The organism is Candidatus Tenderia electrophaga (assembly GCA_001447805.1).
GTDB classification, from domain to species: Bacteria; Pseudomonadota; Gammaproteobacteria; order Tenderiales; family Tenderiaceae; genus Tenderia; species Tenderia electrophaga.
In genome coordinates, this window is sequence record CP013099.1 from 2,006,153 (window position 1) to 2,032,634 (window position 26,482).

Below are 26,482 nucleotides of genomic sequence, written 5' to 3' on the forward strand. Positions count from 1 at the left end.
GCAAATTGTTCTCTACCCCCAAACATTGTTACTGTCTTGGTGTACATGCGGGAGGATACGCTGTGAGTGATCTCGTCATATTCGAGGGCGAAGCAACGCGGGTTGAGGTGCGGCTCGAAGGTGAAACCTTATGGCTAACCCAGGTCCAGATGGGAGAGTTATTTGCCACATCAACAGACAATATCAGTCTCCATCTAAAAAATATATTTAAAGACAAAGAGTTAGAAGAGTCGGCAACTACCGAGGATTTCTCGGTAGTTCGCCAGGAAGGCAAAAGACAGGTTAAACGCCAGCTCAAACACTATAACCTCGATGCCATTATATCCGTGGGCTATCGAGTCAATTCTTCCCGCGCCACCCGCTTCCGCCAATGGGCCACCCGCGTCCTCCGTGAGCACCTGACCCAGGGCTACAGCCTCAATGAACACCGCCTGACCCAACAGGGCTTGGCGGAGCTGGAGCAGGCGGTCGACTTGCTGGGCAAGACCCTTACCCGTCAGGTGCTGGTGACGGACATCGGCCGGGAAGTGGTCGGCCTGATTCTGGGCTACGCCAAGACCTGGCGCCTGCTGCTGGATTACGACGAAGGGCGACTCACCGTTCCCGAAGGGGCGCGCCCGGCTCGGGGGGTATTGCATCTGGATGAGGCACGCCGGGCGTTGGATGCTTTGGCCGACGAGCTGCGCCAGCGTGGTGAGGCCAGTGAGCTGTTCGCCCGTGATAGGGGTGATGGGCTGGCGGCAATTCTGGGGAATATCGAGCAGACCATGTTTGGTGAGCCGTTGTACAAAACCCGCGAGGAGCGCGCGGCCCACCTTCTCTATTTCGTCATCAAGAACCATCCGTTTTCTGATGGCAACAAGCGCTCCGGCGCCTTTCTGTTTTTGCTCTATCTACGTCAGGAAGGCATGCGCCTGCCGCTGGATGAAAATGGCCTTACGGCATCGACCTTGCTGATCGCCGAGAGTGACCCGAAGGCCAAGGAGTTAATGGTGCGTTTGATCATGAATCTATTGGCGCTTGCTTGATGCAGAGACTGTAAAAGAAGTGGAAGAAGGACTGGAATCGATTCTGCCCAAGCCACTGTTGTAAAAAGCGCTTTCAATCCCCCGATTGTTTGTTAATCCATTTCCGCCTCCGCGGATTTGCTTTTTTCCTGCGCTGTCACCATTGCCGCGAATTTCTCGGCGAAATGCGCAACCCTGTCCCAGTCGGTATATTCATGATCACGTGTGGTGTCCGTGCTGCCACCTTCGTGTTTGCTGATTCTTTTCATGATATAGCGGGTAATGAAGCCGTATTGTGTGTACTTGACGGCGCCGGCGAATGTTTCGTTCAGCATCGGCTTCCAGCCGGTCTGGGACAGAAAATTCTGGCCAAATTGCAGGGCTTGCTGCTGCGACTCCGGCCGTTTGCTGTTGATCCCCATGCACACGGTAAAAAAAGCGCTGGGTGTGGCGTTGAGCCAGTCCCGGTGGCGGGTGACGAACTTGATCATCGGCTTGGGATATTTGTTTATATGGATGGAGCCGCCGACGATGGCGGCGTCATAATCTTCTACCTGGAAATCTGTGGGTAGATGTTCGCTGGACAAGGTGGTGGTTTGGTGGCCGTTGGTTTGAAGGATATCAGCCATGTGTTCTGATATCTTTTTCGTCTGGCCTTCGAGTGAGCCGTAAATGATGAGTATGTCCATTATTTATCTCCCCTTGGCGAAATAATATCGTTGGGATAAGCGATAGCTGGCAACCCTGGTTTCTGTTTGTTCTTCGTGGGTGCTGTTTTGCGAGGTAATTTTCTTTAATTTTATAAATCCCCCCTAACCCCCCTTTTTCAAAGGGGGGATGGTGTGGGGTACCCCCTCGCTAGTCATCAACCCCCGTCGTCCCCTTTTAAAAATGGAGATGGTTTGGGAGTATCCTCTCGCTAGTCATCAGCCCCATCATCTCCCTTTAAAAAATTGGGGGTGGTTCGGGAGCGCCCTCGCTATTTATCATCCTCTGTTGTCCGCTTTTGAAAAGTGGGGATGGTTCGGGAATGCCCTTCGCTATTCATCAGCCCCGTCGTCCCTCTTTGAAAAGTGAGGATAGTTGGGGGGTACCCCTCGCTACCCATCAGCCTCGTCGTTCCCCTTTGAGAAAATGGGGATGGTTCGGGAGTGCGCCTCGCGATTCATCAACCCCATCGTCCCCCCCTTTGAAAAAGGGGGGTTAGGGGGGATTTAACAACCATCGACATCAACCCGCCCGCGAAATCTTGTTCCCAACGTTCAGCATTCCCGCCCGATCACCCGCGCAATCCCGCGCAGCTCCGCCATAAAAAGGGGCAATGATACGCCTCCATAAATCGCAGGAATAGAAGCGTTGGTCGCTATGACGGACTAGGGATAATGTTTCGCGATCTCCGCTTCCACTAGTTGCGTGAGCTGTTGCAGGCCGAAGCTGGGTAGGGCCCGGCCGTTCACAAAGAAGGTCGGGGTCTTGTCAGCGCCCAGCTGCCGGGCGTCACTGAGGTCCTGCTGGATGATGTGGACAATCTCAGGTGCTTTCATGTCTTGCGCCAGGCGATCCAGGTCGAGCTCGAGGGCGTCCAGAAATGGCCAGAAGCGATCAGGATAGGCGATGTGGTTCTGAGTCCACTGGCTTTGGGTGTCAAACATCAAATCCAGCACCTGGCCGAATTTATTTTGCTTGCGCGCGGCTTCCAGGATGGCGACCATGCCGTCGGAGCCTTGATGAAACGGGGCATAACGCAGCACGACGCGGATCTGATCCGGATATCGCTGCAGCATGCGCTTTACATAGGGGTGGAACTGGCGGCAGGTGCCGCAGGCGGGGTCCATGAATTCAACGATGGTCACCTTGGCCTGTTCCGGCCCGACGCGCGGGGAGTGCTCGCGGATCAGTTGTGCGCCGCCTTGGGATACGGTTGCGTCTTGTTGGGATTGCGGCTTGAGGAGAACCGCGGCCAGCAGGGCGCCGGCGATCAATACTAGGGCGATAAGGGTAATGTGACTTTGTTTCATGACTACCTGGTAAGTTGGGTTAAAAGACAATAGTGCGTTTTATCATATTTTGAAGCCCTCGGCCTGGTCTTCCGGCTGGAGTTGGGTGACCTAAACATCTGCACCGGGCAGTCACGGCCGGTCAGCAGCAGGGTGGCGGCGGGGGCGTGGTGCGGTATTGACACTATAAACGATGCGTTGCTGCCCGGCTGGAAGCTTAAAGATCGAGATAAAAAGTATCTGTCATTGACGTTGCGACATTCTCTGCGCTTTTCGACCTGGCACTCATTCAAGAATGATAAGATTTCCGATATAAAAATGGTGGATCTTGTAATGCAGTGGCTCAATAAATGCGGTTAGATCGCGGCTGCCGACATGACAATCCCCATTCTCCAGGGGGGAGGCATGGTTCTCCGAACCCATGTATTCACAGCATATACCGCAGTTTAACGCGAATGAGGAGCGGCGATGAAGAAGTTAAAACACGAGGCAGAGCTGGTAAAGGGCGCGATTGCCGCCGGCGCCAAGTACGGCGAGGAACGGGGCGTGGTTGAGTTCGACGCGACGGATTCCGCCGCCCTAAAGATCGAATACATCTATCGCCTACTGGTCCACGACAAGCTGATTCAGCCCTTGCCGGAGGATCAGGTCTCGCAGCAGAGTATGCGGCACAAACTGGCCTTGTGGTATGCAAAGCAGCTACCCAAGGGGCATCCGCTGTTGAAGTGACGTTAAATCGACTCAGATCTGTTTCCCCAGCTATGCACCCGGCGCCACTAGAAATCGATAATCATATCCCGCCAGACTGATCATGCTTGTTACAGCTTGGTGTACCACTTTGCCACGGCCTCGCCAATGGCGTGGGGATGGTCCTCCGGGAGATAATGAATACCCTTGCCGAGATCCACGCTTGTGATGTTGTGCAGATGCGCTTGACACCAGTCCACATCGTTGGCGGTGATCAAGCCGCCGGGTGAGGCATGGCACAACAACTTGGGCAGTTCGGTGTCCTGCAGCCAGAGGTGATAGGCATCTACCACCACCTGGACGTCAGTGGGCCGGCCGTCAATGGGAATCTCGCAGGGCCACTGGCGTACCGGTCGGCGGCTGGCGATGGTGGTGAAGGGTGCGGCGTAACGGCGTTTTTCTTCTGTATTCAGATCGCGCAGCGTGGCCCGGGGCAGGATCTGTTTCACAAACACATTCATCACGCTCACCATCAGCCAACCCAATAGGGGCGTGCGCATAAGCTTGAAACCCAACTTGAAGTCCATGGGAAAGTCGGCCCACTGCAGCGGTCGATAAATGGCCTCCATAAAGGCCAAGCCCTTGATATTGGCCTCATGCCTGTGGGCGTAGTAGAAACCCAGCCCTGCGCCCCAGTCGTGCATCACCAGGGTGATCGTTTTCAAGTCCAGCGCCTATATAAAGCCGTCCAGATAGCGGGCGTGATCGAAGAAGCGATAGGCCAAAGCCGGTTTGTCCGATTGGCCCATGCCGATGAGATCGGGCGCGATACATCGCCCGTAGGGGCTGAGATGGGGAATGATGTTGCGCCACAGATAGCTGGAGGTGGGGTTGCCGTGGAGCAACAGGATGGGCTCGCCCGCGCCTTCGTCGATGTAGTGCATGTTGGCGCCGTGCACCTGGACGTAATGCGACTTAAAAGGAAATTCCTGCGCAATCTGTTCACTGTTCATGGCCGTTCCCTGTGCCAGTTGCCTTGAATAACATCTTGATTCTTAAAGTTCCGTAAATTTCCACTCAGTTTTTGCATGGCTCCTGCCGTTATTGCCAGAGTAGCATCTGGAACAAGGAAGTCATGTCAAAGACGTTTGCTGTAGAGGAGTACTCGGGGCCGCTCGAGGCCGCAAGGGAATGGAGTTTACGCACAGGCCTGCGCTTGGTGTGCCTGATTCTGGTTCTCCTCAATACCGCCTGCTCAACCACGAATATCGCCTCGCGCACGCCTGGCGATGGGGTATGGATCAATTTGAGCGCGTCCAGCGCCACCATGAAGGCGCTGAAGGATCCCAAGACATGGATGCCCGCGGCGGCGGCGCTATTGATTGCCTCAACGGACAGCGATCAGCGCATCTCCGACTGGGCCAGCGAACACAATCCGGTGTTCGGCTCGCAGAGCGGGGCGCAGGCCGCCAGCGATAATCTGCGTACCGTACTCGCCAGCTCGGCGGTGATCACCAGTGTGATGCCCCCCGGCAAACTCGATGCCCTGTTGCCTGGGCGCACCGGCTCGCTTGCGACCGCCTCGATGGCGGCCCTGGCCACCAGTCAGGTAACCGGGGCGCTTAAGGATTCGACAGACCGCGAACGCCCCAATGGCGTGGACGAGCGCAGTTTTCCTTCTTCGCACACGGCGGCGGCCTCGACCTATGCCACCTTATCTGCGCAACGGGTGGATGGGATGGCCCTCAGTCTGACTCATCGGCGCCGACTGAAGACCGGTTTTCACGCGGTGGCCGCCGCCACTGCCTGGGCACGGGTGGAGGCCCAGGCCCATTACCCGGCGGATGTCCTCATGGGCTTTGCCCTGGGCAACTTCACCGCTGTGTTGATGCAAGAGAGTCTGCAGAATTCGCAGCGCCCGGTTTGGTTCGGCATCGATCGCGACCGCACCACCGACACCTTTCTGTTTCAGGTGGGCTGGCCGTTCTAAGGCGTCGCCGCCGCCGTTCCTTTTCCCCCCACAAGGCGCGATGTCGCGATGACGACATCCGCGCTTGCGTATATTGCGTTTTCGCCATAACCCCTTTGTATTCCCCACTGTAAACCCGCCATACTCTTCTTGATGGCACAGGGACAACAACAGGCCCGCATGCAGACCTGTGGTGCGATACACCACTGGCAGCGCGCGGCCCATGGCCTGGAAGTGGTATTCGAGCAGGGCGTGATGCGCCTCGAGGCCGTTGCCGCGGATATTTTTCGGCTGCGCTTTCAACCCCAGGGCGAGTTCGCAGCGCGGCGTGACTGGGATGTGGTCCAGCCCCAGGCCGGTGCCGAGGTACAGGTGTTCCAGACCGACGCGGTGCTGGGCCTGCGCAGTGATGCCCTGCGGGTCGAGATCGACCCGGACAGTGGGGCGCTGAGCTTCGACGGCGCGGATGGACAGCCCTTCGCCCAGGATATGGGCGGCCCGCACTGGCGCTGCGTGTCTATCAATGAAATGCCGGGCTTGGCGACGGTCCCCGACCGTGAGCTGCCGCCGGGGCCGGCGCGTATCGGGCTGTTTCTGGACAAGCACATGCATCCCCGGGAAGGCTATTTCGGCGTCGGTCAGCGCAGCGGTCGACTCGATCGCCGCCATCAGCGCCTGAGCAATTGGACCGTGGACTGCGCCTGCCCCGGACATGCGCAGGCCCACGACAACATGTACCAGGCCCATCCCTGCGTCATGGCCCTGCGCCCGGGGCGTGCCTGGGGGCTGTTTCTACACTCCACCTGGTACAGCGACTTCGATGTGGGTGCCAGCCAGGCGGACAGTCTCAGGCTTTTCACCCTGGGCGGAGAGTTGGACTATTACCTCCTGGCCGGGCCGACACCGGCCGCCGTGGTGGAACAGTTGACCCGACTCACCGGCCGACCGGCACTGCCGCCCTTGTGGTCCCTGGGGTATCACCAGTCACGCTGGAGCTACGCCGACGCGGACAATGTGCAACAGATCGCCGCGGGCTTTCGCCGGCGCAACATTCCCCTGGACGTGATCCACCTGGATATCGACTACATGCACGGTTATCGCGTCTTCACCTGGGACCGGGACCGTTTTCCGCATCCCGAGCAGACCGTGGCGCGACTGCGGCAACAGGGCATCCGCACCGTGGTGATCGTAGATCCGGGGGTGAAGAACGACACGCGGACCGACTATGCCGTCGCCGAGCAGGGCAGGGCCCAGGGGCATTTCGTCACGCGACCGGACGGGGGCTTGTTTACCGGGTATGTCTGGCCGGGCGAGTCCCTGTTCCCGGATTTTTGTCGCGCCGCCACGCGGCGCTGGTGGGGCGACTGGCATGCCGACTTGTTGGCCCAGGGCGTGGCCGGCATCTGGTGCGACATGAACGAGCCCGCCATCGTCGACCGGCCCTTCGACACCCCCGGGGCCCGGGAGCAGCCCATGGCCTTGGCCACGCGGCAGGGTGAGGCACAGGCCCCGGCCTTGCACGCCGAGGTCCACAATCTGTACGGCCACTTGATGGCCCGGGCCACCGCCGCAGGGCTGCAGCGGTGGCGCCCGCAACGGCGGCCCTGGGTGCTGACCCGCAGCGCCTACACCGGCATTCAGTCACATGCGGTCACCTGGATGGGCGATAACCGCTCCTGCTGGGAGGACCTGGCCATGAGTCTGCCCCAGGTGAGCAGTATGGGCCTGTGCGGCGCGCCCCATACGGGCGTGGACATCGGCGGCTTCTTCGACGATAGCTGGGGCGAGCTGTATGCCCGCTGGATGGAGATCGGCAGCTTCTATCCCTTCATGCGCGGCCATACCGCCACGGGCACACGGCCCCAGGAGCCCTGGCGTTTTGGTGCCGAGGTGGAGGCGGTGGCGCGTGGCGCCATCGAACTGCGCTATCGTCTGTTGCCCTATTTGTATACCCTGGCTCACCTGGCCAGTCGCCATGGCGCGCCTATCCTGCGGCCGCTGTGTTATGACTTCCCCGACCATCCCCGTTTCTATACGCTGGAGGATCAGGTCATGTTCGGGCCGCAGCTGATGGTGGCCCCGGTGACCGCCGCGGGCCAAGACCATCGTTGGGTGGAGTTACCCGCGGGCGTTTGGTACGACTTCTGGAACGGGGCGCGCGTCGATCCCGGTCCCTTGATGCATCCGGCGCCGATGGGGCGCATCCCGCTGTTCGTGCGCGGCGGCTCTGTGCTGACGCTGGGTAATCTGCGCCAGTCCACGACGGAGCCCTTGTCTCAATTGACCCTGCAGGTGTATCCCGGCATTGATGCGCACTGGACCTTGATCGAGGACGCGGGCGAGGGCTGGGCTTACAGCCAAGGCCACATCGCGGAGACCCCGCTGGCCGTGTCCCAAACGCAGGGCGGCACCGTGGTCACCCTCGGGCAACGTCGCGGCGCCTTTCAACCCGCCCCGCGCGACATGGTGCTGAAGCTGCATCTGCCCGTCGCGCCCAAGGGCTTGATGTGCGACGGTAGGCAAGTCAATGACTGGCGGTGGGAGCCCGCGCAACGCTGCCTGCGATGGCAATGGTGCGATGACGGGCAAGCGCGTCGCCTCGAGACCGTGTAGGCGGGACGCTTGGCCACGCCGATCCCGGGATGATCGGACTACGTTTTACAACATACAGGCGCGGCGCAACCGCTGCGCGTGAGGTGTCACACTCGATGAAAACTTTTACCTCGCTTTTGCGCCCCCCTTGCCACAACCGGGCCGACAATTGTGGACTTGCACAGGCCTGACGATGCCCCTTTGGCCGTCAAGCTGCGCCCGCTGGCGCGCTTGGTGCCGTTCTTAAGACCCTACCGCGGCGTGTTGTCGCTCGCCCTGCTGGCCCTGACCCTGGCCGCTGTGGCCACCCTGGCCGTGCCTTACACCGTGCGCTATATGATCGATGCCGGCTTTACCCAGGACAGCGCCGCCTCGATGGATCGCTATTTTCTCGCCTTGTTGGGGGTGGCGACGCTGCTGGCCCTGGCCACCGCCACGCGCCACTACCTGGTCTCCTGGCTGGGGGAACGGGTGGTGGCGGATATCCGCCAGGCCATCTATCGCCATGTCATCGTCATGGACCCCGGCTTCTTTGAGGTCACCCGCACCGGTGAGGTCCAGTCCCGCCTGACCACCGATACCACCTTGATTCAGACGGTGGTGGGCACCACGGTCTCCATGGCGCTGCGCAATGGTTTTATCCTGGTTGGCGGTTTGCTGATGTTGATGATCACCAGTCCCCGATTGAGCGGCTTGATCGTCATCCTGGTGCCCATCGTGGTGGTGCCGCTGATCATCATCGGACGCCGGGTGCGGCGCCTGTCGCGGGCCAGTCAGGACCGGGTCGCCGATATCAGTGCCTACGCCGGTGAAAGCCTGAATGCGGTGCAGACGATTCAGGCCTTTACCTTCGAGGCGCGCGCCAGTGACAAATATTGTCGCGCAGTCGAGGGCTCGTTCCAGACGGCATTGCGGCGTTTGCGGGTACGCTCGCTGCTGAGCGCGCTGATCATACTGCTGGTATTCGGCGCCGCCGTGGCCTTGTTATGGGTGGGGGCCCAGGCGGTGATGAACGGCACCATGTCCGCCGGCGAATTGAGTCAATTTGTGCTCTACACCGTGTTGGTGGCCAGCGCCAGCGGGGTGCTGAGCGAGGTCTGGGGTGAGTTGCAACGCGCCGCCGGCGCCACCGAACGGCTGATGGAATTGTTATTGGTGCGCCCGGCCATCGCCGCGCCCGCCCAAGCCCTTGCCCTGCCGGCGACGCTGCAGGGCGCCGTGCGCTTTGAGGATGTTGGCTTCTGTTATCCCTCGCGGCCCGAGCGGCCGGCGCTGGCGTCGTTCTCCCTGGCGATCGAGCCGGGCCAGACCGTGGCCCTGGTCGGGCCGTCCGGAGCGGGCAAGAGTACGGTGTTTCAGTTGCTGTTGCGGTTTTATGATCCTCAGCAGGGTGGCATCCAGCTGGACGGCGTGCCCATCGATCGGCTCGACCCCAGGGCGCTGCGGCAACGCATCGGGCTGGTGCCCCAGGAGACCGTGGTGTTCGCCGCCGACGCCATGGAAAACATCCGTTACGGCCGCCCCGAGGCCACTGATGAAGAGGTCATGGCCGCCGCACGCCTGGCCGCCGCCGATGGCTTCCTGTCGCGCCTGCCCGAGGGCTATCAGACCTTTTTGGGCGAACGCGGCGTGCGTCTCTCCGGCGGTGAACGGCAACGCCTAGCGATTGCGCGCGCCATCCTCAAGGACCCGCCGTTGATGTTGTTGGACGAGGCCACCAGCGCCCTGGACGCGGAGAGCGAACAGCTGGTGCAACAGGCACTGAATCGCCTGATGGCGCAGCGCACCACCCTGGTCATTGCCCATCGCCTGGCCACGGTGTTGAAGGCCCAGCACATCGTGGTCATGGAGGCGGGGCGCATCGTGGCCACCGGTACCCACGACCAGTTGATGCAGCAGGACGGTCTCTATGCAAGGTTGGCCAAGCTGCAGTTCACCGCTTAGGCAAGCGCTGTTGCCAAACTGGGGTGAGCGAAGTAGGATTTTGCTTGTCGGTGTTACAAGGAACAAAAGTGGTAACACCAAGAGTGCGACGCGAGATGCGGCGAAGCGCGCCGGGCGTCTACGGCCAAGGGCGAACTATTGGGGACTGAAGCGATGAACGTGAAAAATCTGACGACGGCGCTGCTAGGCGCGATCTTGATGCTGGGATGGCCCTTGGTGGGTTTAGCCCACGTACACATGGAAAAATCCGCGCCGGCCAAAGGCGCACAGCTGGACAGTCCCCCCGAGCGGGTGCAGGTCTGGTTTTCCGGCAAGGTTGCCGAGGAATGGAGCAAGATCGAGGTGACCGATGCGAGCGGCAAGCGCGTCGACACCGGCGAGGTTCGCAGCGAGGGTGACCCCAAGCGCCTCAGCGTCGGACTCCAGCCCCTCGCCCCCGGAACCTATGAGGTGACCCTCAATGTCGTCTCCGGTGACGGTCACCGGGTCAAGGGCGGGTTCTCATTCAGCGTCAAATAGGGGCGGGCGGTGTCTAGCGCGGCACTGGCCGTCGCCAGCGAATCCCTGGACCGCTTGGCCCTGGCCCTGGTCTGTGCGCTGGCCGTCGCCACCCTGTGGCTGGCGCCGCCCACCTCAACACGCGAAGCGGCACGCAGGACCTGGCTGCTGGCCGGCGCCGGGGTCATCATGCTGGCGGCGGCCGGTATCGAATTGCTGCTGAGGACCGCGGTTATGGCGGACGTGGCGCCGGCCCAGGCCTGGGGCTTCATCCCCAAAGTGCTGGGTCACAGTGATTACGGTTTGTATTGGCAGGGGCGGCTCGGGGCGTGGGGGGTGATGCTGCTGGCCTGGTTATGGATCTGGCGCCGAGGCTGGTCCGCCGGCGCGGCCGCCGTGCTATTAGGGACCGTCTTGGCGACGGCCTTATTGGTCAGCGTCACCAGCCACGCCGGTGAAGACGGGCTGTGGTCCTGGGTCAATTTGATCAACACCCTGCACCTGGTCAGCACTGCGCTATGGGGTGGGGCGGTCATCCTGTATGCCCTGTGGGTCTTGCCCGAACTGCGGCAAGGGGAGCAATGGCGGCACATCGGGGAACGGGCCGTGGGTCTGTCCGCCCTGGCCACCCTGGCGCTGGCCCTGGTGCTGCTGAGCGGGATCTTTAACAGCTGGCGTCAACTCGCCGGGCTGTCGGACCTGTGGACGAGCGCTTATGGATGGGCCCTGTCGATCAAGCTGGGCCTGGTGGCGGTAATGATGACCATCGGTGCCTTGAACCGCTTCTACTGGGTGCCTCAGCTGGTTGCCGCGGCGCGGCGCGAACCAGCGGCGGCGGCCGCATCCGCCCAACGTTTTCTCGTCATCTTGCGCATCGACGGCTTGGTGTTTGTCGCCGTATTGATCACTGCCGTGGTGCTCGGCACCCTGCCGCCGCCGGCCCACAATACGGGTTGAGGGAGAGATAAGGGGGTTCAGGCGATATCGACCTGGCTTGACAGATAGACATCCTGGATCGCGTTCAACAGCCGGACCCCTTCCTCCATGGGGCGCTGAAACGCCTTGCGTCCGGTGATCAGCCCGGTGCCACCGGCGCGTTTGTTGATCACCGCAGTGCGCACCACCTGGTGCAGATCGTCTTGGCCCGAAGGACCGCCCGAGTTGATCATGCCGACACGGCCCATGTAGCAGTTGGCCACCTGATAGCGCACCAAATCGATGGGGTGGTCGCTGGTGAGTTCAGCGTAGACCTTGGGATGGGTCTTGCCGAATTTAAGGGCGTTGTAGCCGCCGTTGGTTTCGGCCTGTTTCTGCTTGATGATATCCGCTTCGATGGTGGCGGCCAGGTGATTGGCCTGGCCGGTCAAATCCGCGGCCTTGTGATAGTCGACGCCGCCTTGCTTGAATTCGCTGTTGCGCAGATAGGCCCACAAAAAGGTCGCCATGCCCAGCTCATGGGCATGGGCGAAGGCCTCGCTGACTTCCTGTATCTGGCGCCTGGATTCTTGCGAGCCGTAAAACACCGTGGCGCCGACGGCCACGGCCCCCAGCTCGAAGGCCTGCTCCACGCCGGCGAACAGGGTTTGATTGTAGTGGTTGGGGTAGGTAAGCAGCTCGTTGTGATTGATCTTGACCACAAACGGGATCTTGTGGGCGTATTTGCGCCCCACCGAGCCGAGCACGCCCAGGGTGGAGGCCACGGCGTTGCAGCCGCCGTCCATGGCCAGCCGGATGATATTCTCCGGATCGAAATAGATGGGGTTGGGTGCAAATGAGGCGCCCGCCGAGTGTTCCACACCCTGGTCCACGGGCAGGATGGACAGGTAGCCGCTGCCGCCCAGGCGGCCGTGGCTATAGAGGGCCTGGAGGTTGCGCAGGACCCGAGGTCCGCGGTCGCTGTCCGTCACCACCCGGTCAACAAAATCCGGACCCGGCAGGTGCAGCATGTCCTTGGGGATGCCTTGGCAGACATGGGTCAATAGATATTCAGCCTCGTCCCCCAGCAGCGTCTGAATGTCAGTCATCTGCGCGTCTTCCTCCTCGATCCAGTGGTGGTGTGCATGGGTGCATTGGAGGCAACCATAACCAAGCTGTCTTGCAGCTCTGTGACAGGGATGATGGCAGGGGGGCAGCCGCGGCTATGCGTTTTACCCTCGGGGTCACCCTGCCGCAGGAAATCCTCCGGTCCCTAATGACTGTAGGGAAGGGCGTGATCTCAGTCAATCGGCGCAGTCCTTAATGATCCTGAAGCCTGCGGCGAGGCGTGATTCGCGCCGCCATGCTGACCGCCAAAAGATGCGGTGTCTGTCGTCTGTCGGTTATCCGTTGTTGCCCTCAAGTGGTCATGCGCATGCGCCACCCTGGCTGGACGATTTGCTAGACTGGTCAGACTGAACTTTCAGAGTGACCGATATGCTGAACCGCTTATTCAAAACACAGGCACCGCTGCCGGAAGCGACCATCGACTGGCTGTTCCAGGGCTTTGCCTGGGCCCTGCAGGGGTTCGGCAGTGATGTCTTTTACCGGGAAACCATCCTCGTCGAGCCGTCCAATCGCTGTTTTCCCGGCACGGGCGAAAGCGTCGAGGAGATGGCCGCCCTGATCCTGGGCCATGTCAAACGCTACGCCGGCTTGGACTATCTGCCTTGCCGTGTCGCCGATCATCGCGAATTCGACCCGTCGGCTGCCGCCCTGGCCAACATGCAGCAGGTGATGCAGGGGCTACACAGCGGTGACGCTGCGGTCCTGACCTTGCTGTATGAGCCTCAGCAGGTCGGCAACCCGAATGCCATGGTCGCCAATTATGCCCATGCGCTGGCCTATCATCTGGGATCCATGGCCCAAGCCCCGGCGCACTGTGAGGAGGCGCAATGGCCACACTTGATGGAGCTTCTGGCGGTCTACATGGGCTTCGGGATTATGTTCGTCAACACCGCCCGGCCCAAGGTGAATGTGGGGTGTGGCAGTTGCGGCAACCCCGCCATGGAACGCAAAGGGGCCATGGATGAGATGGAGGTGCTCTATGCCCTGGCGATCTTTTGTGTACTGAAGGATGTCCCCGCCCAACAAGCGCTCCCGCACCTTAAGGCTTATCTCAAACCGTTGCTGAAAAAGGCGATCAAGGATGTAGCGCAAAGAAACGATTGGTTGGCGCAGTTGCGGGGCATCGACTGCCCTGCCCGAATCCGTGGTCAGTCCATGACTGCCAAGCCGGACCAGGGATCAGGGGGTCAGACGCGTTTGGCCGGCGCGCCCATAGAATGACGACGATGTGGGCCGTGCGCTTGCGCTGTCTCTAAGGCCAGCGTGGGGCAGCGCTGGATTGCCGCGCTTTAATTCTTATAGGGAGGATGATATGACCATTGATGACCGCCACGCCCTTCAAGCAGAGGCCCAAAGGCCCGAGCCGGAGATCGAACCCCAGTCACCGCCCGAGGCGCCCGAGGAAGAAGAGCCGGTGGGCGTGCCCGCCACAACGCCGGAGGAAGAACCCTTTGAAACGCCGAATGAAGGACCGGCCGACGCCCCCCTGGAGGTCCCGCCGGACCAGCCCCCAAGTGAGGTTTGAGTGGGCACCCGTCCCTTAGCTTAGGCTGGCCCACTATAGAAGGATGGGAACTGTTGTGGCCTGGCTGATGGGGATTGCGGGCGCGCTCATAGTGCTGAGCGTTGTCCTTGCACTGAGTCCAAAGCCCCAGGCCCAGGTCGGGATCAGCCAAGCTCGATTACGTCCGTGTCCCGGCAGCCCCAATTGCGTCTGCAGTGAATTCAATGGAGCGGCGTGTTATATCGCCCCGATGGCATTTACCGATGACCCGGAGACAGCCTGGGCAAGGGCCAGGCAAGCCGTGTTGCGCGCAGGTGGGACGATGCAAGCGCAAGGCGACGATTATCTGTGGGCACATTTTACCAGCAAGGTGCTGCGCTTCGTCGATGATCTGGAACTGAGGATGGATGCCGACAATTCGGTCATCCATGTGCGTTCGGCAGCGCGGGTGGGATATTGGGATCTCGGTGTCAATCGCAAGCGGATAGAGAGGATTCGTTCATTGTTTAACGCTGCCCCGTCATCTCTGCGTGATTGAGGGGGTGGAAAGCGCACGCGGTGTTTGCAACCGTTCGCCGCGTGGGGGCACCGATCGTTTACAATGCCCCCTGGCGCCGTCCGGCGCATTTACACGAGGTGGCGATGAGACCCTGGGAATTACTTGACACCGGCGCGGTGCCCGGCGACGGCGCTGAGCTGCGTTTGTTGCGCCGCGGTGATGAGTTTTCCATCAAGAGTGGTTACGCCGAATTGATGAACAGCCGCATGCACGGCTCGGAAGACGCCCTGGCCGAGTTGGCCTGTCGGCGTATCGCGGCGCGAGCGCAGCCCCGGCTTTTGATCGGCGGCCTGGGCATGGGCTTTACCCTGGCGGCGGCCTTGCCGCTATTGGGACCGGCGGCGGAGATCGTCGTCGCCGAGCTGGTGCCGGCGGTGGTGCGCTGGAATCAGGGCCCGTTGGCGGTATTGACCGGGGCGCCGCTGCAGGATCCCCGCGTGACCGTGCACGAGGATGATGTGGGCCATCTTATTCAGGCACAGCAGGCGGCCTTCGACGCCGTTTTGCTGGATGTGGACAACGGTCCCGAGGGGCTGACCCGAACGGAAAACGACGCCCTCTACAGCAATGCCGGGCTGGCCGCCGCCAAGGCGGCGCTGCGGCCGGGCGGTGTCCTGGCGGTCTGGTCGGTGAGCCCGGCGCCCGCCTTCAGCAAACGCCTGCGCCGGGCCGGCTTTCGCGTGGAGGAGGTGCGCGTCCGTGCCCATGCCGGACGTGGCGCCCGGCACATGATCTGGCTGGCGTCCAAATCATAGCCGTTGCGGGGGCGTGACATCCGGATCAAAATCCGTACCCTATAGCGAAATTGTAATGCTTAATTTTTCGGAGCACCGATGGCAAATTCCCTGATCGACCAGCTCAAAAAGAGTGGCCTGGTGGGCAAACACAAGGCCCAGAAGGTCAAGCACAGTCAATACAAAAACAAAAAGCGGAAGGATAAAAAGGGCGCTGCCGCCGCCACCGACGAGGCCAAACGCCTGGCCCAGCAGGCCCAGGCGGAAAAGGTGGAGCGCGACCGCCAGTTGAACCAACAGCGCAAGGAAGAGGCCGAACGCAAGGCCGTCGCCGCTCAGGTGCGGCAGTTGATCGAGACCAACCGGGTTGAGGCGCGCGACGGCGAAATCGCCTATCACTTCAGCGACGCCAAGGTGGTCAAGCACCTCTATGTCTCCGAGCCGGTGCACAAGCACCTGAGCAACGGCCGCCTGGCGATTGCCAAACTGGACGAGGCTTATGAGTTAGTGCCGGCGGCGGTGGCGGAAAAGATCAAACAACGCGATCCCCAATGCATTATTAGCTGCGCGGTCAGCGAGACGCCCGAGCCGGACGCGGATGACCCCTATGCCGACTACAAGATCCCGGACGATTTGATGTGGTAGTCATGGAAGGCCGCATGGGCGTCGCAAACGCGCTCAGCCCAAGCGCTATGATGATCGATTTGTGCGGTGAACCTGTCGGCGGGTTGGGTTGCTGCGGCGGCGTGTGTCGGGGGTCTCAGCGTTGCTCCGGCGGCAATGCCATTTTCCCCCGCTTCGCGATGGCCGCTCTGCGCTCCCGGGACAGCCGACGCACGACGCCAACGGTGTGCTTCAATTCCGCCGCCGCCGCACTGGCCTCATCAGCCGTGGCGGCCTTGCGCGCCTGGCCGGGCGCGGAGGCGAATTGGGGTTTATGGGCCTCGTGTAGAATCTCATCCTTCATTCGTCCATCCCTCTTAAGTCTTATCATTGAGACATTTTGTATAGCACAAATGCGTGTTTCTATCGACACTTGAAACATGAGCTCCGGCCTTTGCGCCCCTGCTCACGACTATTTAGGGGCGGCATCAGTCGTTTCGATACACGCCTTGCCCCTAGAAAACCGTGATACTTTTGGTGCCGCTGCGCGTGTCTATGATCTCAAAATGCATCGCTCCATTTCTTGCTTAGGCGCAGGGCCGAATTGATCAGCCCGACCATGGAGTAGGTCTGCGGAAAGTTACCCCACAGTTCGCCGGTGTTGGGATCGATGTCTTCGGACAATAAGCCCAGGTGGTTGCGCGACTCGAGCATTTTTTCGAACAAGCGGCGTGCCTCGTCGCTGCGGCCGATGGCGTCCAAGGCGTCGATGAGCCAGAAGGTACAGATGTTGAAGGCGGTCTCGGGTATACCGAAGTCGTCCTTTTGGGCGTAGCGGAACATATGATCCCCACGCCGCAGCGCCTTTTCCACCGCCTCCACCGTGCCGACGAAGCGTGGGTCTTCAGGCGGCAGAAAGCCCAGTTCGAACATCAGCAGCAGGCTGGCATCCACCTCTTGGCCGCCGAAGCTTTCGACGAAGCTGTTGCGCTCGCGGTCGAATGCCTGATCGATGATGGTTCGGTGCATATGCTCGGCCCGCTTGCGCCAGTAATCGGCGCGTTCGGGGTTTTGCAAGTGGGCGGCAATGCGCGCCAGGCGGTCGGCCCCGGCCCAACACATAACCGCTGAGTAGGTGTGTACCCGAGCCATGGTGCGCAGCTCCCACAGGCCGGCGTCGGGCTGATCGAAGAGTTCGATACAGCGCTGACCGACCGCTTCCAAGCGTTCGAACAGGGCGACGTCGCCAGGGTCTTTTAGGCGCTGGTCGAAGAAGGTTTGGGTGGCGGCGAGGATGACGCTGCCATAGATATCGTTTTGAATGTGTTCATAGGCCTGGTTGCCGCGGCGCACCGGTCCCATGCCGCGGTAGCCCGGCAGGTGGTCAACAATCGCTTCTACCAATGATTTGTTGAGCGCCACACCGTAAACAGGTTGCAGGTGCTCGCCCTCCCAGCCGGCGACGATGTTGGTGATATAGCGCAGGTGGTCTTCCATGGTCTTGGTGGCGCCGAGACGGTTGAGGGCCTGGACCACGAAGTAGGCATCGCGCAGCCAGCAGTAGCGGTAGTCCCAGTTGCGTTCGGTGCCCGGCGCTTCGGGGATGGACGTGGTGGCGGCGGCGATGATGGCGCCGGTCTCTTCAAAGCTGCACAGTTTGAGGGTGATGGCGGCGCGGATCACCGCCTTTTGCCACTCGAAGGGGATGGCAAGGAAGCGCGTCCAATCCTGCCAGTATTCGCAGGTGCGTTCGAAATATTCATGTCCGGCCAGCACCAAGTCATGCGGGAAGCTTTCGTCCATCCCGAAGATGAGGGTGGCTTCTTCCTCCAATAAAAAGGGCACCTCGTCGGCGAGATAGGCCACCGGCAGGTTGGTGGTGCAGCGTAATGCCAGACTCGGCCCGGCAAAGCGCAGGTGATTGCTGCCGCGCGAGCATTGGCCGCGTTCCGCACCGTAACCGAAGGCCGGGCGCAGGCGCACGCTGATGCGCGGATGGCCGGCCAGCGGTCGCAATTGACGGATGATGTGCAGCGGCCGGAACATGCGCCCGCGGTCCTTGAAACGCGGAGCGAAGTCGGTGATCTGGACGGCGTTGCCGTGCCGATCGTGGAGGGTGGTGACCAGAATCGCGGTATTGTGCAGATAGTGCTGGGTGCTGTGGGACATGTCTTGCATCAGCACGTCGAAGAAGCCGTGCTCGGCCTGCTCGCGTGCGCCCATTAATAAACTGCAGAACACCGGGTCGCCGTCAAAGCGCGGCACGCAAGCCCAGGCGATACGGCCCTGTTTGTCGACCAGTGCCGAGAAGGTGGAGTTTCCGATAATGCCCAGATCAAGGTTGCTCATGCGGCGGCTCTCTGTTAAGGGGGGCGGTGGAGGCTTGGGTTAGCTTAGAACATAAGGCCGCAGCGATCATGTGTAAAGCCGGTGCGGGACAAAGTCGACTCGCCTGATACCGCCCGGCAGCCGATGCGGGGGCATTTATTTCATGCGAAAATTTTCACACCCAGCATTGATACATTCTATGAGCATCAAACCGTGGCAATTTGCATAATAGGGCCCATACTTGATCAATTTTATCGGGTATTGTCTGTGGCTTTTATCAGCGGTGCTGATAAGTGTTCAATCTTTCCGCTGTCTATCGCGTTAATGTGAGGAACAAACTATGCAAACAGCCTTGTCTTCAGACCACGCCACCGAGCTGCCGTGTCTGGCCGTGATTCAACACCTGATCCAGGAGAACCTGTGGGGTGACTGGGTGATACGTATTGAACACCGTGCCCCGGATACACGCTCGAGCTACGCGTGGCAGGCCTGGGGCGACGCGTTTTTTGCAGTTGAAGACCCGGCACCGGTTCTTGATGCCATTAAGGCTTGCTATTCGACCCATGCCGATCATGAGGTACGTCTGTGCGCCGACAAGCTTCAGCCGGCGTCGCGCTTGATCTATCGCATCCCGACGCCCGATCGGGACCTTCCCCTGGTTGATCAACCACTGCCGGAAGCGGCACCCCAGCCGGGGATCGTCATGGGACAGAACGCATCCACCGCCGTGCGTAAGGTTTTCGCCGCACACCGACGCTGGGGCAGCGTCGCCCTGGTGGGGGGCTTGCTGGTATCCGCACTGCTGTTCGGCTTCACACCGATGTGATACCCCGCGCGGTGGATTGCCGGGTCATCCGCCGCCGACATGCGCTGCTAGAGACACAAGCCGAAGTGCGATTGACCCCGATTCCTCACCACCATTCTTGGCGAGACGGTTCAAGCGTGCGGCATGGTCGGCCTTTACTCTCGAGTAACAGCCGGCCAGATTAGCATTGAGCCGTCGCAGCACCAGCGGCGGTGAGAAACACGGATTTGCGCCCCAAAATATTGAGCATGTGTGCTCATTCTCCCATTCCCTCGCTTCAATCCCCCTGAACCTGACAGGCGCCACCCATTGCTCGAGGTGTTAGCAGTGTTTACCAATAGCCTGCTATTGTCCGGTAGAATGCCTTGACCAGGCCACGCTTCGGTATAAATCTGGGAATATTTCAACGGGAGGTCGTGCTAATGCATCAACATAAACGCATTCCGCTTGGGTTGGTTTTGATTTTTCTGGGGCTGCTCAGCGGCGCCTGCACAGTTCACTATGTGGCCGACTATAACGCCGAAGTCAAGGCGGATATCCTGCGCGTCGCCAAGCAGGTGGATCTGTTTTGGGGAAAATTACTGGCGACGCCCGTCGACCAGCGTCAGTATGCCAAATTCAAGGACGACTACATCCGCATCGAGACCGACTTGCGCGGACTGCTCATGCAAAACCGTATTAGACCGCTGAATGAGCTTTCCACCCAGCAGTCCCAGATAGCGCTGGAGCTGTGGGAGCAAGATATGGCCGACCATAAAAACAATGAGGGCATTTCAGATTTTATCGCCAAACGTCATCGACAGGATTTTGTGCGGGTGTTCGTGGCCATGGCCAAGGGCGAGGAAGCCAAGCAGCTGGATGAATGAGGCCCACCATTTCACAGGGGGAGGTGAAACATGGATATTGAAAAGATTCTGCGCGATATGGCGCAGGCGGCGAATAACGCGGTCAAGGATGATGTCGGCGAGATCACCGAGTACGCGAAGCAGATTATCGACAACGAAAAACAGTCGTTGGAGGAACTGGGCAAAGCCCGGCTGCGCGGCGAAATTGACGATGCCATTTTTGACAGCGAGGTCGAGCGACAGAAAAAGGTGGTCGAAGTCGAGATGCTGACCATCCAGATCATGACCAAGGCGGCGGCGCAGAAGGCGGTCAATGCGGCACTGGATACCTTTAAGAGGGCGATTAAGGCGCTGGTCTAGGAGGGTGTGTATTTTTCTTTCGGGAAACCGCACGGGTGTGGGCCGAATCAACCAGCGCCCATCACCTGTTTGACGGCGTGCGCTATTTCATTGATGTGAAATGGCTTTTGAAGGTAATTGATAGCACCGTCCAGCATGCCGTGATGGCTGGTGATGTTGGTCGGATATCCGGACATAAAAATGACCCCGATCCCAGGACGTCTGTTTTCGATCTCGCGCCGCAGCTCGGTTCCGGTCATTTCCGGCATCATCAAGTCGATTAGCAGGAGGTCGATGCTCAGGGCACTATCCTTATCGCAGATTGACAGCGCTTCACGTGGAGTTGCGGCCGCCAATACCTGGTAGCCGAGTTTGGTCAGCATGGCGTGGGTGACTTTGCGCACCATATCGTCGTCTTCCACCAATAAGATAGTGCCGGTTCCGGCCGGTGCGCTGGTGCTTTGGGCGACTTCCGGCATGCTATGCATAGCCGCATGTCGGGGGAAATAGATGGTGAAGGTCGTGCCCCGGTCTTTGGTGCTGTTCACGCTGATATGCGCATCGTTTTGCTTGACAATGCCGTAGACGGTGGCCAGCCCCAGCCCCGTGCCCTTGCCGTGCTCCTTGGTGGTGAAAAACGGTTCGAAAATGTGGGCGCGCGTGTCTTCGTTCATGCCGGAGCCGGTATCGCTGACGGTGAGGCGGATGTATTCCCGTGGCATCAGGGCATTGTCTTCGTTTGGGTCTGTCTGATTAAGTGTGACATTTGCCGTTTTGAAGATAAGGCTGCCGCCATTGGGCATGGCATCTCGAGCGTTAATCGATAAATTGACGATGATCTGATCTATCTGAGAAGGATCGAAATTGATTTTCCAAAGATCTTCACCGGGTACGAAGCGCAGCTCTATGTCTTCGCCGATGAGTCTGGACAGGGTTCTGTGTGTCGCCCAAACCTGCTCATTGAGGTCGATGGGTCTGGGGCGAATCAGTTGCTGGCGGGAAAACGCTAACAGCTGCTGCGTGATGTCCCTTGAGCGGGTTGCCGCATTCTCGATTTCGATCAGGTCGCGCAGAATCGGGGCATCCGCGGGCTGGCTGGCCCTTATCAGATCGGCATAGCCGATGATCACACTCAGCATGTTATTGAAGTCATGCGCGACTCCACCCGCCAGGCGGCCAATCGATTCCAGTTTTTGAGCTTGGGCAAGCTGAGCCTCCAGCGTATTCTTTTCCTCTTCGGCACGCTTGCGTTCAGTTATATCGCGCACGAACGCGACATGGAATTCGTCGGTGCCGAGCCATAGATGTTTGGCGCACACTTCGACCGGAAATTGCGTTCCGTCTTTGCGGCGGTGGCACGTCTCGGCATAGATTTCTTCGTGCTCAGTATCTATTCCAGAGCGCCAGATACTGTCCCACTGATCTTTGCTATAGTGAGAGTCGATATCCCACAGTGTTAGCTGAAGCAGCTCCTCCCGGCTATAGCCGAGTGCTTTGCAGGCTTGCATATTGACATACGTAAACTGGGCTTCGCGCGTCATGAAGAAAACGGCTTCAGGCGCATTCTCGAGAGAGAATTGGTATTTTTTCAACGCCTTTTCTGTGAGGACGCGTTCGGTGACATCTTGCACCATGCCTACTGAGCGTATCGGATCGCCCTTATCATTGTAATAGGTGATGCACTTCTCATTGACATATTTCAACGTGCCATCCTTCAGCAACAGGCGATGGACGATGTTGTAGGGCGTTTTATTTTCCGCCGAGTCCTTATAGGCCTTGTTGACGAAGTCCCTGTCCTCGGGGTGGACGGCATCGATAAAGGCCTCGAAAGAGGCGTCGAATTGACTTGGGTCTAAGCCGAAAATACGGTATACCTCATCAGACCAGGTGAGCTGATTGGTGACCAAGTCCAACTCCCAATTGCCCAGCTGGGCGATGCGCTGGACCTCAGCCAGGATGGCAAATGTCTGATCGAGAGGCGTATCTTCAGTTATCATGTGTATCTACCAAATTGCCGACCGCGATGGAATGCGCTAAACGATATCAATGCGCGGCACCCCCAAAAAGCACAAAATAAATAGAGTATAGGTGCTGTTTATCGCATCATAGACTATATATCGAGAAAATGGCGTTTTGCGTGAGTGATGAGCCGACTACGTTGCAGCTGTCCAGGCAGTATACTATCTAACAAATGGCACTTATCGATACAACGCATACTGCCGAGCGCAGCAGCGGCGCGGGCGTCCGTTTCCAGGATGTCGCTGGAATAAACCGGTCGATCTTGCCGCGATGTGGATTGCGACACGAAACGGAGGTAATGACGTATGGCGGACAAGCTTAGTGACAGACTTGATCAGGTGGTGGCCGAGGCACGCCGGGCTCGAGAACAGCGCGAGCAGGATTATCGCAGCCGGGCGCTTAAAATGTACCCCCATATTTGCGGCCGCTGCGGTCGCGAATTCGAGCGTAGCAATTTACACCAGTTGACCGTGCATCATCGCGACCACAATCATGACAACAACCCCGACGATGGCAGCAACTGGGAGCTGCTTTGTCTCTATTGCCACGACAACGAGCACCAGCGCCAGCTGGAAGCGCAGCAGGGGAATTCCCCAAGGCGTGGGGGCAAGCGGGATGATGCCTCATACAAGGCCTTTGCCGATCTCAAGGAGATGCTCGACAGGAACCGATAAAGGCGCTTTATCGAGGCGTCAATAAACCACCAACATTTGGCAGGCACGCTGTACAGGAGGCTACGATGGATACGCTAAGCCAACTGCTGAAGCAAATCGATGGGCGGGGCTACAAGGCCTATAAAAAGCTTGAGGGCACTTTTCAGTTTTCGGATTTCCGGCTGCGCATCGACCACGTTCAGGGCGATCCCTTTGCCGACCCTTCGCGCTGCCGCATTTTTATTGATGCTGCCACCATCGGCTTGGAGCCGCCGCTGTACGCCAATGCAGTTCGTCGCGTGGCCCTGGAGGATTATCTCGGGCGCATGTTCGCAGCTGCGATAAATCAGCATGTCAAAGGGGATAGGGGGTCCGGCAAGAGTGGCGAAATTGCCATTGCCCGTTATGGTCAGCAGGTGCTGCAGCGCAATGCCGTGTTGGTGCGTGAAGGGGCGGTGGAGATCCGCTTTCGTCTGGCCTTGCCGAGCGAAGGGCGCTCGGTAAACGCCCATCAGGCCAGGGTGATGTTGTTTGAAGAGTTGGTGAGTCTGGTGAGGGCCTTGCTGACATCGCTGCGCCAAGATCCGGCCGCGGCGCGGCGCCATGTGGATTCGGTGGAAGACCAACAATTCCTGCGGCGTCAGCTCAACGATAAGGGCCTGGTTGCGTTTATCGCCAACAATGCGCGATTGCCGCGCCGCAGCGGAATCGATGACCGTCCGCTGTCAGATGCACTACCGTTCGAAGCCCCCGAGTCACTGGTATTGGAGTTGGAGCGCCTGCACGGCGAACCTGTACGCGGCCTGGGCATTCGCCAGGGCATCACCTTGATTGTCGGTGGTGGCTATCACGGCAAGTCGACGCTGTTGCACGCCATTGAGCGAGGTATCTATGACCATATCCCCGGCGATGGGCGCGAACAGGTGGTGACGGATGCCAGCGCGTTTAAGATACGCTCCGAGGACGGACGCGCCATCAGCGGCATCGATATCAGCCCCTTCATCGGCAACCTGCCGCAGGACAAGGATACGCGGCGCTTTTCCTCTCAGAATGCCAGCGGCAGCACGTCCCAGGCCGCGAATATCGTCGAGGCCCTGGCTGCAGGCGCCCGAACCCTGCTCATCGATGAAGACACGTCAGCGACCAATTTCATGATACGCGATCGGCGCATGCAGGCCCTGGTCGCCAAGGAGAAAGAACCCATCACGCCCCTGGTGCAGCGTATTCGCGACTTGCATTACGACATGGGTGTTTCAACCGTGCTGGTCATGGGCGGCAGCGGTGATTACTTCGGTGTGGCGGATGTGGTGATAATGATGGACAACTACCTGCCGCGGGATGTCACCCGGGAAGCGCAGGCCCTGGCACAAACAGAAATTCGCAAAGAAGCCGGCGCGCTGCGATTTGAGCCGCGACGGCGTGTGCCGCGACGCGCCTGCCTCAGCGCCGAGCTGCGTCCCGGAAAGAATAAGATTCAAGCCTTCGAAACCCGGGCGCTGCGCTACGGCCGCAAGGAGATCGATCTGTCCCGCGTCGAACAATTGGTCGATAGCGCCCAGCTGCGCGGTATCGGTTATATGATGCATTACTATGCCGAACACGCGTGGGACGGGCAGCAGGACCTGGTGGCGGGATTATGCGGCATATTGCAGACGGTGGAGGACGAGGGGCTGGATAAAATCACGCCCTATATTGTCGGCAATTTGGCCATGCCCCGGCTGTTGGAGTTGGTGGCGGCGGTCAATCGCATGCGTGAGCTGGAGTTGGAGCCGGACACCCCCGGACACTCCGGCGCGGACTAATTCGGCTTCAAACCACTACCGAGCCAGCGCAGGTCGAACAAATCATCACGCCGGTCCTTGGAGTTGGTCACTGAGCCCTGGTGGCGCAGTTGCGCCAACTTATCCAGATCCAGGTCGGCCACCAAGGCCATTTCGGTATTCGGCGTGCTCTCGGCCATGATGGCGTCGTGGGGAAAGGCGAAGTCCGAGGGCGAATACACCGCCGACTGGGCGTATTGGATATCGACGTTTTGCACCTGCGGCAAGTTGCCGACACTGCCGCCGATGGCGACGTAGCATTCATTTTCAATGGCGCGCGCCTGGGCACAGCGCTGTACACGCAAAAAACCGTTTTTAGTATCGGTCCAGAAGGGCACGAAAAGAATATCCATAGCGTGCTTCGCCAACAGGCGCGGCAGCTCGGGAAACTCCACATCGTAGCAGATCAGGATGCCGATGCGCCCGGCATCGGTGTCAAACACCTGCAGGCTGTCGCCCCCTGAAATCACCCAGTCACGCCGCTCATGCGGTGTGATATGAATTTTCGGCTGGATGCCTACCGTGCCGTCGCGACGACAGAGATAGGCGTTATTGTAGAGCACGTCGCCTTCCATGGCGGGCATACTGCCGGCGATGATGTTGATATTGTAGGTGACGGCGAAATGCGACAAGGCCTCGGTAATGCGGTCGGCAAAGGTGGCGAGAAAGCGGATCGCCTCAAACTGGTTGTGCTGATCACCCATGCCCATCAGCGGCGCGTTGAAGAACTCGGGAAACATCACAAAGTCGGCCTGGTAATCGGCCATGGAGTCAACGAAGTATTCCACCTGGCTGAGCCAGGTTTCGAATGAATCGGTGAGGCGCATCTGCCACTGCAGTATGCCGACGCGCACAGTGGTCTTGCGGATCTCCTCGACGGCGATACCTTCCGGCTCGTAGAGAATGTTATTCCATTCCAGCAGAGTGGCATAGCCGAGGGATTTTTCGTCTTCCGGCAAATAGCCCTTCATCAGCCGTTTGACTTCGAAGTCATTGGCCAGCTGAAAGCTGAGGATGGGGTCGTGGACTTCGCGGCGGCGCACCGCCTCTATGTACTCCGCCGGCGTCATGTCGGCATGTTCGTGATATTTGACGATGCGCCCGCCGGCGAGAATGGCACGCAGATTCAGGTTGCGGCACAGCTCCTTGCGCGCATCGTACAGTCTGCGCCCCAGGCGCAGGCCTCTGTATTCGCGACTGACAAACACGTCCATGCCGTAAAGGGCGTCACCGTCGGGGGCGTGGCGAATGCGGTCACGGCGTCCAATCAGGTCATCATAGGTGTGGCTGCGACTGAAACGGTCATAGCGGCATTTAACCGTCAGTGCGACGGCGATGATTCGGCTGTTGTCCTGAATGGCGATTTGCCCTTCGGGAAATTCCTTAATAAGCGCCAACAAGGAATCGTGTGACCAGGCGCCACCGATATCCGCATATACCGCTTCCATGAGTTGCGCCACCTGAGGGTAGTCGGCGCTTTCCAAGTTGCGCAGTTTGAGATGCAGATCAGACGGGGTATCATTATTCATCGATTGT

25 protein-coding genes and 1 pseudogene are annotated in these 26,482 nt (G+C 59.6%); 17 read left to right on the forward strand and 9 right to left on the reverse strand.

The genetic code is table 11. The annotated features are described in order from the left end of the window. Positions 1 to 62 precede the first annotated feature (62 nt). Positions 63 to 1,028 carry a cytochrome C gene (locus Tel_09210; GenBank protein ID ALP53318.1) on the forward strand — a complete coding sequence of 322 codons (966 nt, stop codon included), beginning with the start codon at positions 63 to 65 and terminating at the stop codon, positions 1,026 to 1,028. A gap of 92 nt (positions 1,029 to 1,120) precedes the next feature. Here Tel_09210 and Tel_09215 read toward each other — a convergent pair whose 3' ends face one another. Together Tel_09215 and Tel_09220 are read right to left on the reverse strand one after the other, a co-directional pair. After that, on the reverse strand, positions 1,121 to 1,696 hold the full coding sequence (locus Tel_09215) for a hypothetical protein (protein ID ALP53319.1): 576 nt from the start codon (positions 1,694 to 1,696) through the stop codon (positions 1,121 to 1,123). Positions 1,697 to 2,380: 684 nt separating this feature from the next. Then, positions 2,381 to 3,025, reverse strand: coding sequence for a hypothetical protein (locus tag Tel_09220; GenBank protein ID ALP53320.1), 645 nt, complete (start codon positions 3,023 to 3,025; stop codon positions 2,381 to 2,383). Positions 3,026 to 3,472: 447 nt separating this feature from the next. Between Tel_09220 and Tel_09225 the strand changes: the two genes are divergently transcribed. Then, complete coding sequence (locus Tel_09225; GenBank protein ID ALP53321.1) at positions 3,473 to 3,733, forward strand: hypothetical protein; 261 nt, start codon at positions 3,473 to 3,475, stop codon at positions 3,731 to 3,733. A gap of 89 nt (positions 3,734 to 3,822) precedes the next feature. Here the strand turns inward: Tel_09225 and Tel_09230 are convergent. Together Tel_09230 and Tel_09235 are read right to left on the reverse strand one after the other, a co-directional pair. Then, positions 3,823 to 4,704, reverse strand: a pseudogene (locus tag Tel_09230) (haloalkane dehalogenase). A gap of 88 nt (positions 4,705 to 4,792) precedes the next feature. Continuing rightward, positions 4,793 to 5,020 carry a hypothetical protein gene (locus Tel_09235; protein ALP53322.1) on the reverse strand — a complete coding sequence of 76 codons (228 nt, stop codon included), beginning with the start codon at positions 5,018 to 5,020 and terminating at the stop codon, positions 4,793 to 4,795. On the opposite strand from Tel_09235, the gene Tel_09240 reads away from it, so the two are divergent. The 5 genes from Tel_09240 (at position 5,019) to Tel_09260 (ending at position 11,651) form a co-directional block, all read left to right on the forward strand. Beyond that, positions 5,019 to 5,681, forward strand: coding sequence for a hypothetical protein (locus Tel_09240; GenBank protein ALP53323.1), 663 nt, complete (start codon positions 5,019 to 5,021; stop codon positions 5,679 to 5,681). The genes Tel_09235 and Tel_09240 overlap by 2 nt on opposite strands. A gap of 159 nt (positions 5,682 to 5,840) precedes the next feature. Then, positions 5,841 to 8,273: an alpha-glucosidase gene (locus Tel_09245; protein ALP53324.1), complete on the forward strand. Its 2,433-nt coding sequence runs from the start codon at positions 5,841 to 5,843 to the stop codon at positions 8,271 to 8,273. 156 nt (positions 8,274 to 8,429) lie between these two features. After that, complete coding sequence (locus tag Tel_09250; GenBank protein ALP54801.1) at positions 8,430 to 10,196, forward strand: ABC transporter; 1,767 nt, start codon at positions 8,430 to 8,432, stop codon at positions 10,194 to 10,196. Positions 10,197 to 10,349: 153 nt separating this feature from the next. Continuing rightward, the gene (locus Tel_09255; GenBank protein ID ALP53325.1) at positions 10,350 to 10,715 is read left to right on the forward strand and encodes a hypothetical protein; all 366 of its coding nucleotides are present in this window, start codon (positions 10,350 to 10,352) and stop codon (positions 10,713 to 10,715) included. A 9-nt stretch (positions 10,716 to 10,724) separates the two neighbouring features. Next, positions 10,725 to 11,651 carry a hypothetical protein gene (locus Tel_09260; GenBank protein ALP53326.1) on the forward strand — a complete coding sequence of 309 codons (927 nt, stop codon included), beginning with the start codon at positions 10,725 to 10,727 and terminating at the stop codon, positions 11,649 to 11,651. 17 nt (positions 11,652 to 11,668) lie between these two features. Here the strand turns inward: Tel_09260 and Tel_09265 are convergent, their stop codons facing one another. Further along, positions 11,669 to 12,718, reverse strand: coding sequence for a fructose-bisphosphate aldolase (locus Tel_09265; protein ID ALP53327.1), 1,050 nt, complete (start codon positions 12,716 to 12,718; stop codon positions 11,669 to 11,671). A gap of 388 nt (positions 12,719 to 13,106) precedes the next feature. Here Tel_09265 and Tel_09270 point away from each other — a divergent pair, with 388 nt between their 5' ends. From Tel_09270 to Tel_09290, 5 genes are all read left to right on the forward strand, one after another. Next, entirely contained in the window at positions 13,107 to 13,958 is an 852-nt protein-coding gene (locus Tel_09270; GenBank protein ALP53328.1) for a hypothetical protein, read from the forward strand. A 91-nt stretch (positions 13,959 to 14,049) separates the two neighbouring features. Then, entirely contained in the window at positions 14,050 to 14,262 is a 213-nt protein-coding gene (locus tag Tel_09275; GenBank protein ID ALP53329.1) for a hypothetical protein, read from the forward strand. A 67-nt stretch (positions 14,263 to 14,329) separates the two neighbouring features. Beyond that, on the forward strand, positions 14,330 to 14,779 hold the full coding sequence (locus Tel_09280) for a hypothetical protein (protein ID ALP54802.1): 450 nt from the start codon (positions 14,330 to 14,332) through the stop codon (positions 14,777 to 14,779). Positions 14,780 to 14,883: 104 nt separating this feature from the next. Next, entirely contained in the window at positions 14,884 to 15,555 is a 672-nt protein-coding gene (locus tag Tel_09285) for a spermidine synthase (protein ID ALP53330.1), read from the forward strand. Positions 15,556 to 15,633: 78 nt separating this feature from the next. Beyond that, entirely contained in the window at positions 15,634 to 16,179 is a 546-nt protein-coding gene (locus Tel_09290) for a nucleoprotein/polynucleotide-associated enzyme (GenBank protein ID ALP53331.1), read from the forward strand. Positions 16,180 to 16,294: 115 nt separating this feature from the next. On the opposite strand, the gene Tel_09295 is transcribed toward Tel_09290, so the two are convergent. Beyond that, complete coding sequence (locus tag Tel_09295) at positions 16,295 to 16,501, reverse strand: hypothetical protein (GenBank protein ALP53332.1); 207 nt, start codon at positions 16,499 to 16,501, stop codon at positions 16,295 to 16,297. Positions 16,502 to 16,698: 197 nt separating this feature from the next. Then, entirely contained in the window at positions 16,699 to 18,486 is a 1,788-nt protein-coding gene (locus tag Tel_09300; GenBank protein ID ALP53333.1) for a glucoamylase, read from the reverse strand. Positions 18,487 to 18,805: 319 nt separating this feature from the next. On the opposite strand from Tel_09300, the gene Tel_09305 reads away from it, so the two are divergent. The 3 genes from Tel_09305 to Tel_09315 all read left to right on the forward strand — a co-directional run bounded on the left by Tel_09305 (position 18,806) and on the right by Tel_09315 (position 20,475). Next, on the forward strand, positions 18,806 to 19,291 hold the full coding sequence (locus tag Tel_09305; protein ID ALP53334.1) for a hypothetical protein: 486 nt from the start codon (positions 18,806 to 18,808) through the stop codon (positions 19,289 to 19,291). A 401-nt stretch (positions 19,292 to 19,692) separates the two neighbouring features. Further along, entirely contained in the window at positions 19,693 to 20,136 is a 444-nt protein-coding gene (locus tag Tel_09310; protein ID ALP53335.1) for a hypothetical protein, read from the forward strand. Positions 20,137 to 20,166: 30 nt separating this feature from the next. After that, complete coding sequence (locus tag Tel_09315; protein ID ALP53336.1) at positions 20,167 to 20,475, forward strand: hypothetical protein; 309 nt, start codon at positions 20,167 to 20,169, stop codon at positions 20,473 to 20,475. 47 nt (positions 20,476 to 20,522) lie between these two features. Here Tel_09315 and Tel_09320 read toward each other — a convergent pair whose 3' ends face one another. After that, a complete protein-coding gene (locus Tel_09320) occupies positions 20,523 to 22,451 on the reverse strand; it encodes a hypothetical protein (protein ID ALP53337.1) in 1,929 nt (642 codons plus the stop codon). A 327-nt stretch (positions 22,452 to 22,778) separates the two neighbouring features. Between Tel_09320 and Tel_09325 the strand changes: the two genes are divergently transcribed. Continuing rightward, entirely contained in the window at positions 22,779 to 23,147 is a 369-nt protein-coding gene (locus tag Tel_09325) for an HNH endonuclease (GenBank protein ID ALP53338.1), read from the forward strand. A 65-nt stretch (positions 23,148 to 23,212) separates the two neighbouring features. Beyond that, a complete protein-coding gene (locus Tel_09330) occupies positions 23,213 to 24,928 on the forward strand; it encodes a hypothetical protein (protein ALP53339.1) in 1,716 nt (571 codons plus the stop codon). On the opposite strand, the gene Tel_09335 is transcribed toward Tel_09330, so the two are convergent. After that, a complete protein-coding gene (locus Tel_09335; protein ID ALP53340.1) occupies positions 24,925 to 26,475 on the reverse strand; it encodes a hydrolase in 1,551 nt (516 codons plus the stop codon). The genes Tel_09330 and Tel_09335 overlap by 4 nt on opposite strands. Between the last annotated feature and the right edge of the window lie 7 nt (positions 26,476 to 26,482).

What these genes read in the sequence shown, in the direction of transcription:
- Tel_09215 (ALP53319.1), bottom strand. Translation starts at nt 1,696, where the DNA reads ATGGACATACTCATCATTTACGGCTCACTCGAAGGCCAGACGAAAAAG.
- Tel_09220 (ALP53320.1), bottom strand. Translation starts at nt 3,025, where the DNA reads ATGAAACAAAGTCACATTACCCTTATCGCCCTAGTATTGATCGCCGGC.
- Tel_09225 (ALP53321.1), top strand. Translation starts at nt 3,473, where the DNA reads ATGAAGAAGTTAAAACACGAGGCAGAGCTGGTAAAGGGCGCGATTGCC.
- Tel_09240 (ALP53323.1), top strand. Translation starts at nt 5,019, where the DNA reads ATGAAGGCGCTGAAGGATCCCAAGACATGGATGCCCGCGGCGGCGGCG.
- Tel_09235 (ALP53322.1), bottom strand. Translation starts at nt 5,020, where the DNA reads ATGGTGGCGCTGGACGCGCTCAAATTGATCCATACCCCATCGCCAGGC.
- Tel_09245 (ALP53324.1), top strand. Translation starts at nt 5,841, where the DNA reads ATGCAGACCTGTGGTGCGATACACCACTGGCAGCGCGCGGCCCATGGC.
- Tel_09255 (ALP53325.1), top strand. Translation starts at nt 10,350, where the DNA reads ATGAACGTGAAAAATCTGACGACGGCGCTGCTAGGCGCGATCTTGATG.
- Tel_09265 (ALP53327.1), bottom strand. Translation starts at nt 12,718, where the DNA reads ATGACTGACATTCAGACGCTGCTGGGGGACGAGGCTGAATATCTATTG.
- Tel_09270 (ALP53328.1), top strand. Translation starts at nt 13,107, where the DNA reads ATGCTGAACCGCTTATTCAAAACACAGGCACCGCTGCCGGAAGCGACC.
- Tel_09275 (ALP53329.1), top strand. Translation starts at nt 14,050, where the DNA reads ATGACCATTGATGACCGCCACGCCCTTCAAGCAGAGGCCCAAAGGCCC.
- Tel_09280 (ALP54802.1), top strand. Translation starts at nt 14,330, where the DNA reads ATGGGGATTGCGGGCGCGCTCATAGTGCTGAGCGTTGTCCTTGCACTG.
- Tel_09285 (ALP53330.1), top strand. Translation starts at nt 14,884, where the DNA reads ATGAGACCCTGGGAATTACTTGACACCGGCGCGGTGCCCGGCGACGGC.
- Tel_09290 (ALP53331.1), top strand. Translation starts at nt 15,634, where the DNA reads ATGGCAAATTCCCTGATCGACCAGCTCAAAAAGAGTGGCCTGGTGGGC.
- Tel_09295 (ALP53332.1), bottom strand. Translation starts at nt 16,501, where the DNA reads ATGAAGGATGAGATTCTACACGAGGCCCATAAACCCCAATTCGCCTCC.
- Tel_09300 (ALP53333.1), bottom strand. Translation starts at nt 18,486, where the DNA reads ATGAGCAACCTTGATCTGGGCATTATCGGAAACTCCACCTTCTCGGCA.
- Tel_09305 (ALP53334.1), top strand. Translation starts at nt 18,806, where the DNA reads ATGCAAACAGCCTTGTCTTCAGACCACGCCACCGAGCTGCCGTGTCTG.
- Tel_09310 (ALP53335.1), top strand. Translation starts at nt 19,693, where the DNA reads ATGCATCAACATAAACGCATTCCGCTTGGGTTGGTTTTGATTTTTCTG.
- Tel_09315 (ALP53336.1), top strand. Translation starts at nt 20,167, where the DNA reads ATGGATATTGAAAAGATTCTGCGCGATATGGCGCAGGCGGCGAATAAC.
- Tel_09320 (ALP53337.1), bottom strand. Translation starts at nt 22,451, where the DNA reads ATGATAACTGAAGATACGCCTCTCGATCAGACATTTGCCATCCTGGCT.
- Tel_09325 (ALP53338.1), top strand. Translation starts at nt 22,779, where the DNA reads ATGGCGGACAAGCTTAGTGACAGACTTGATCAGGTGGTGGCCGAGGCA.
- Tel_09330 (ALP53339.1), top strand. Translation starts at nt 23,213, where the DNA reads ATGGATACGCTAAGCCAACTGCTGAAGCAAATCGATGGGCGGGGCTAC.
- Tel_09335 (ALP53340.1), bottom strand. Translation starts at nt 26,475, where the DNA reads ATGAATAATGATACCCCGTCTGATCTGCATCTCAAACTGCGCAACTTG.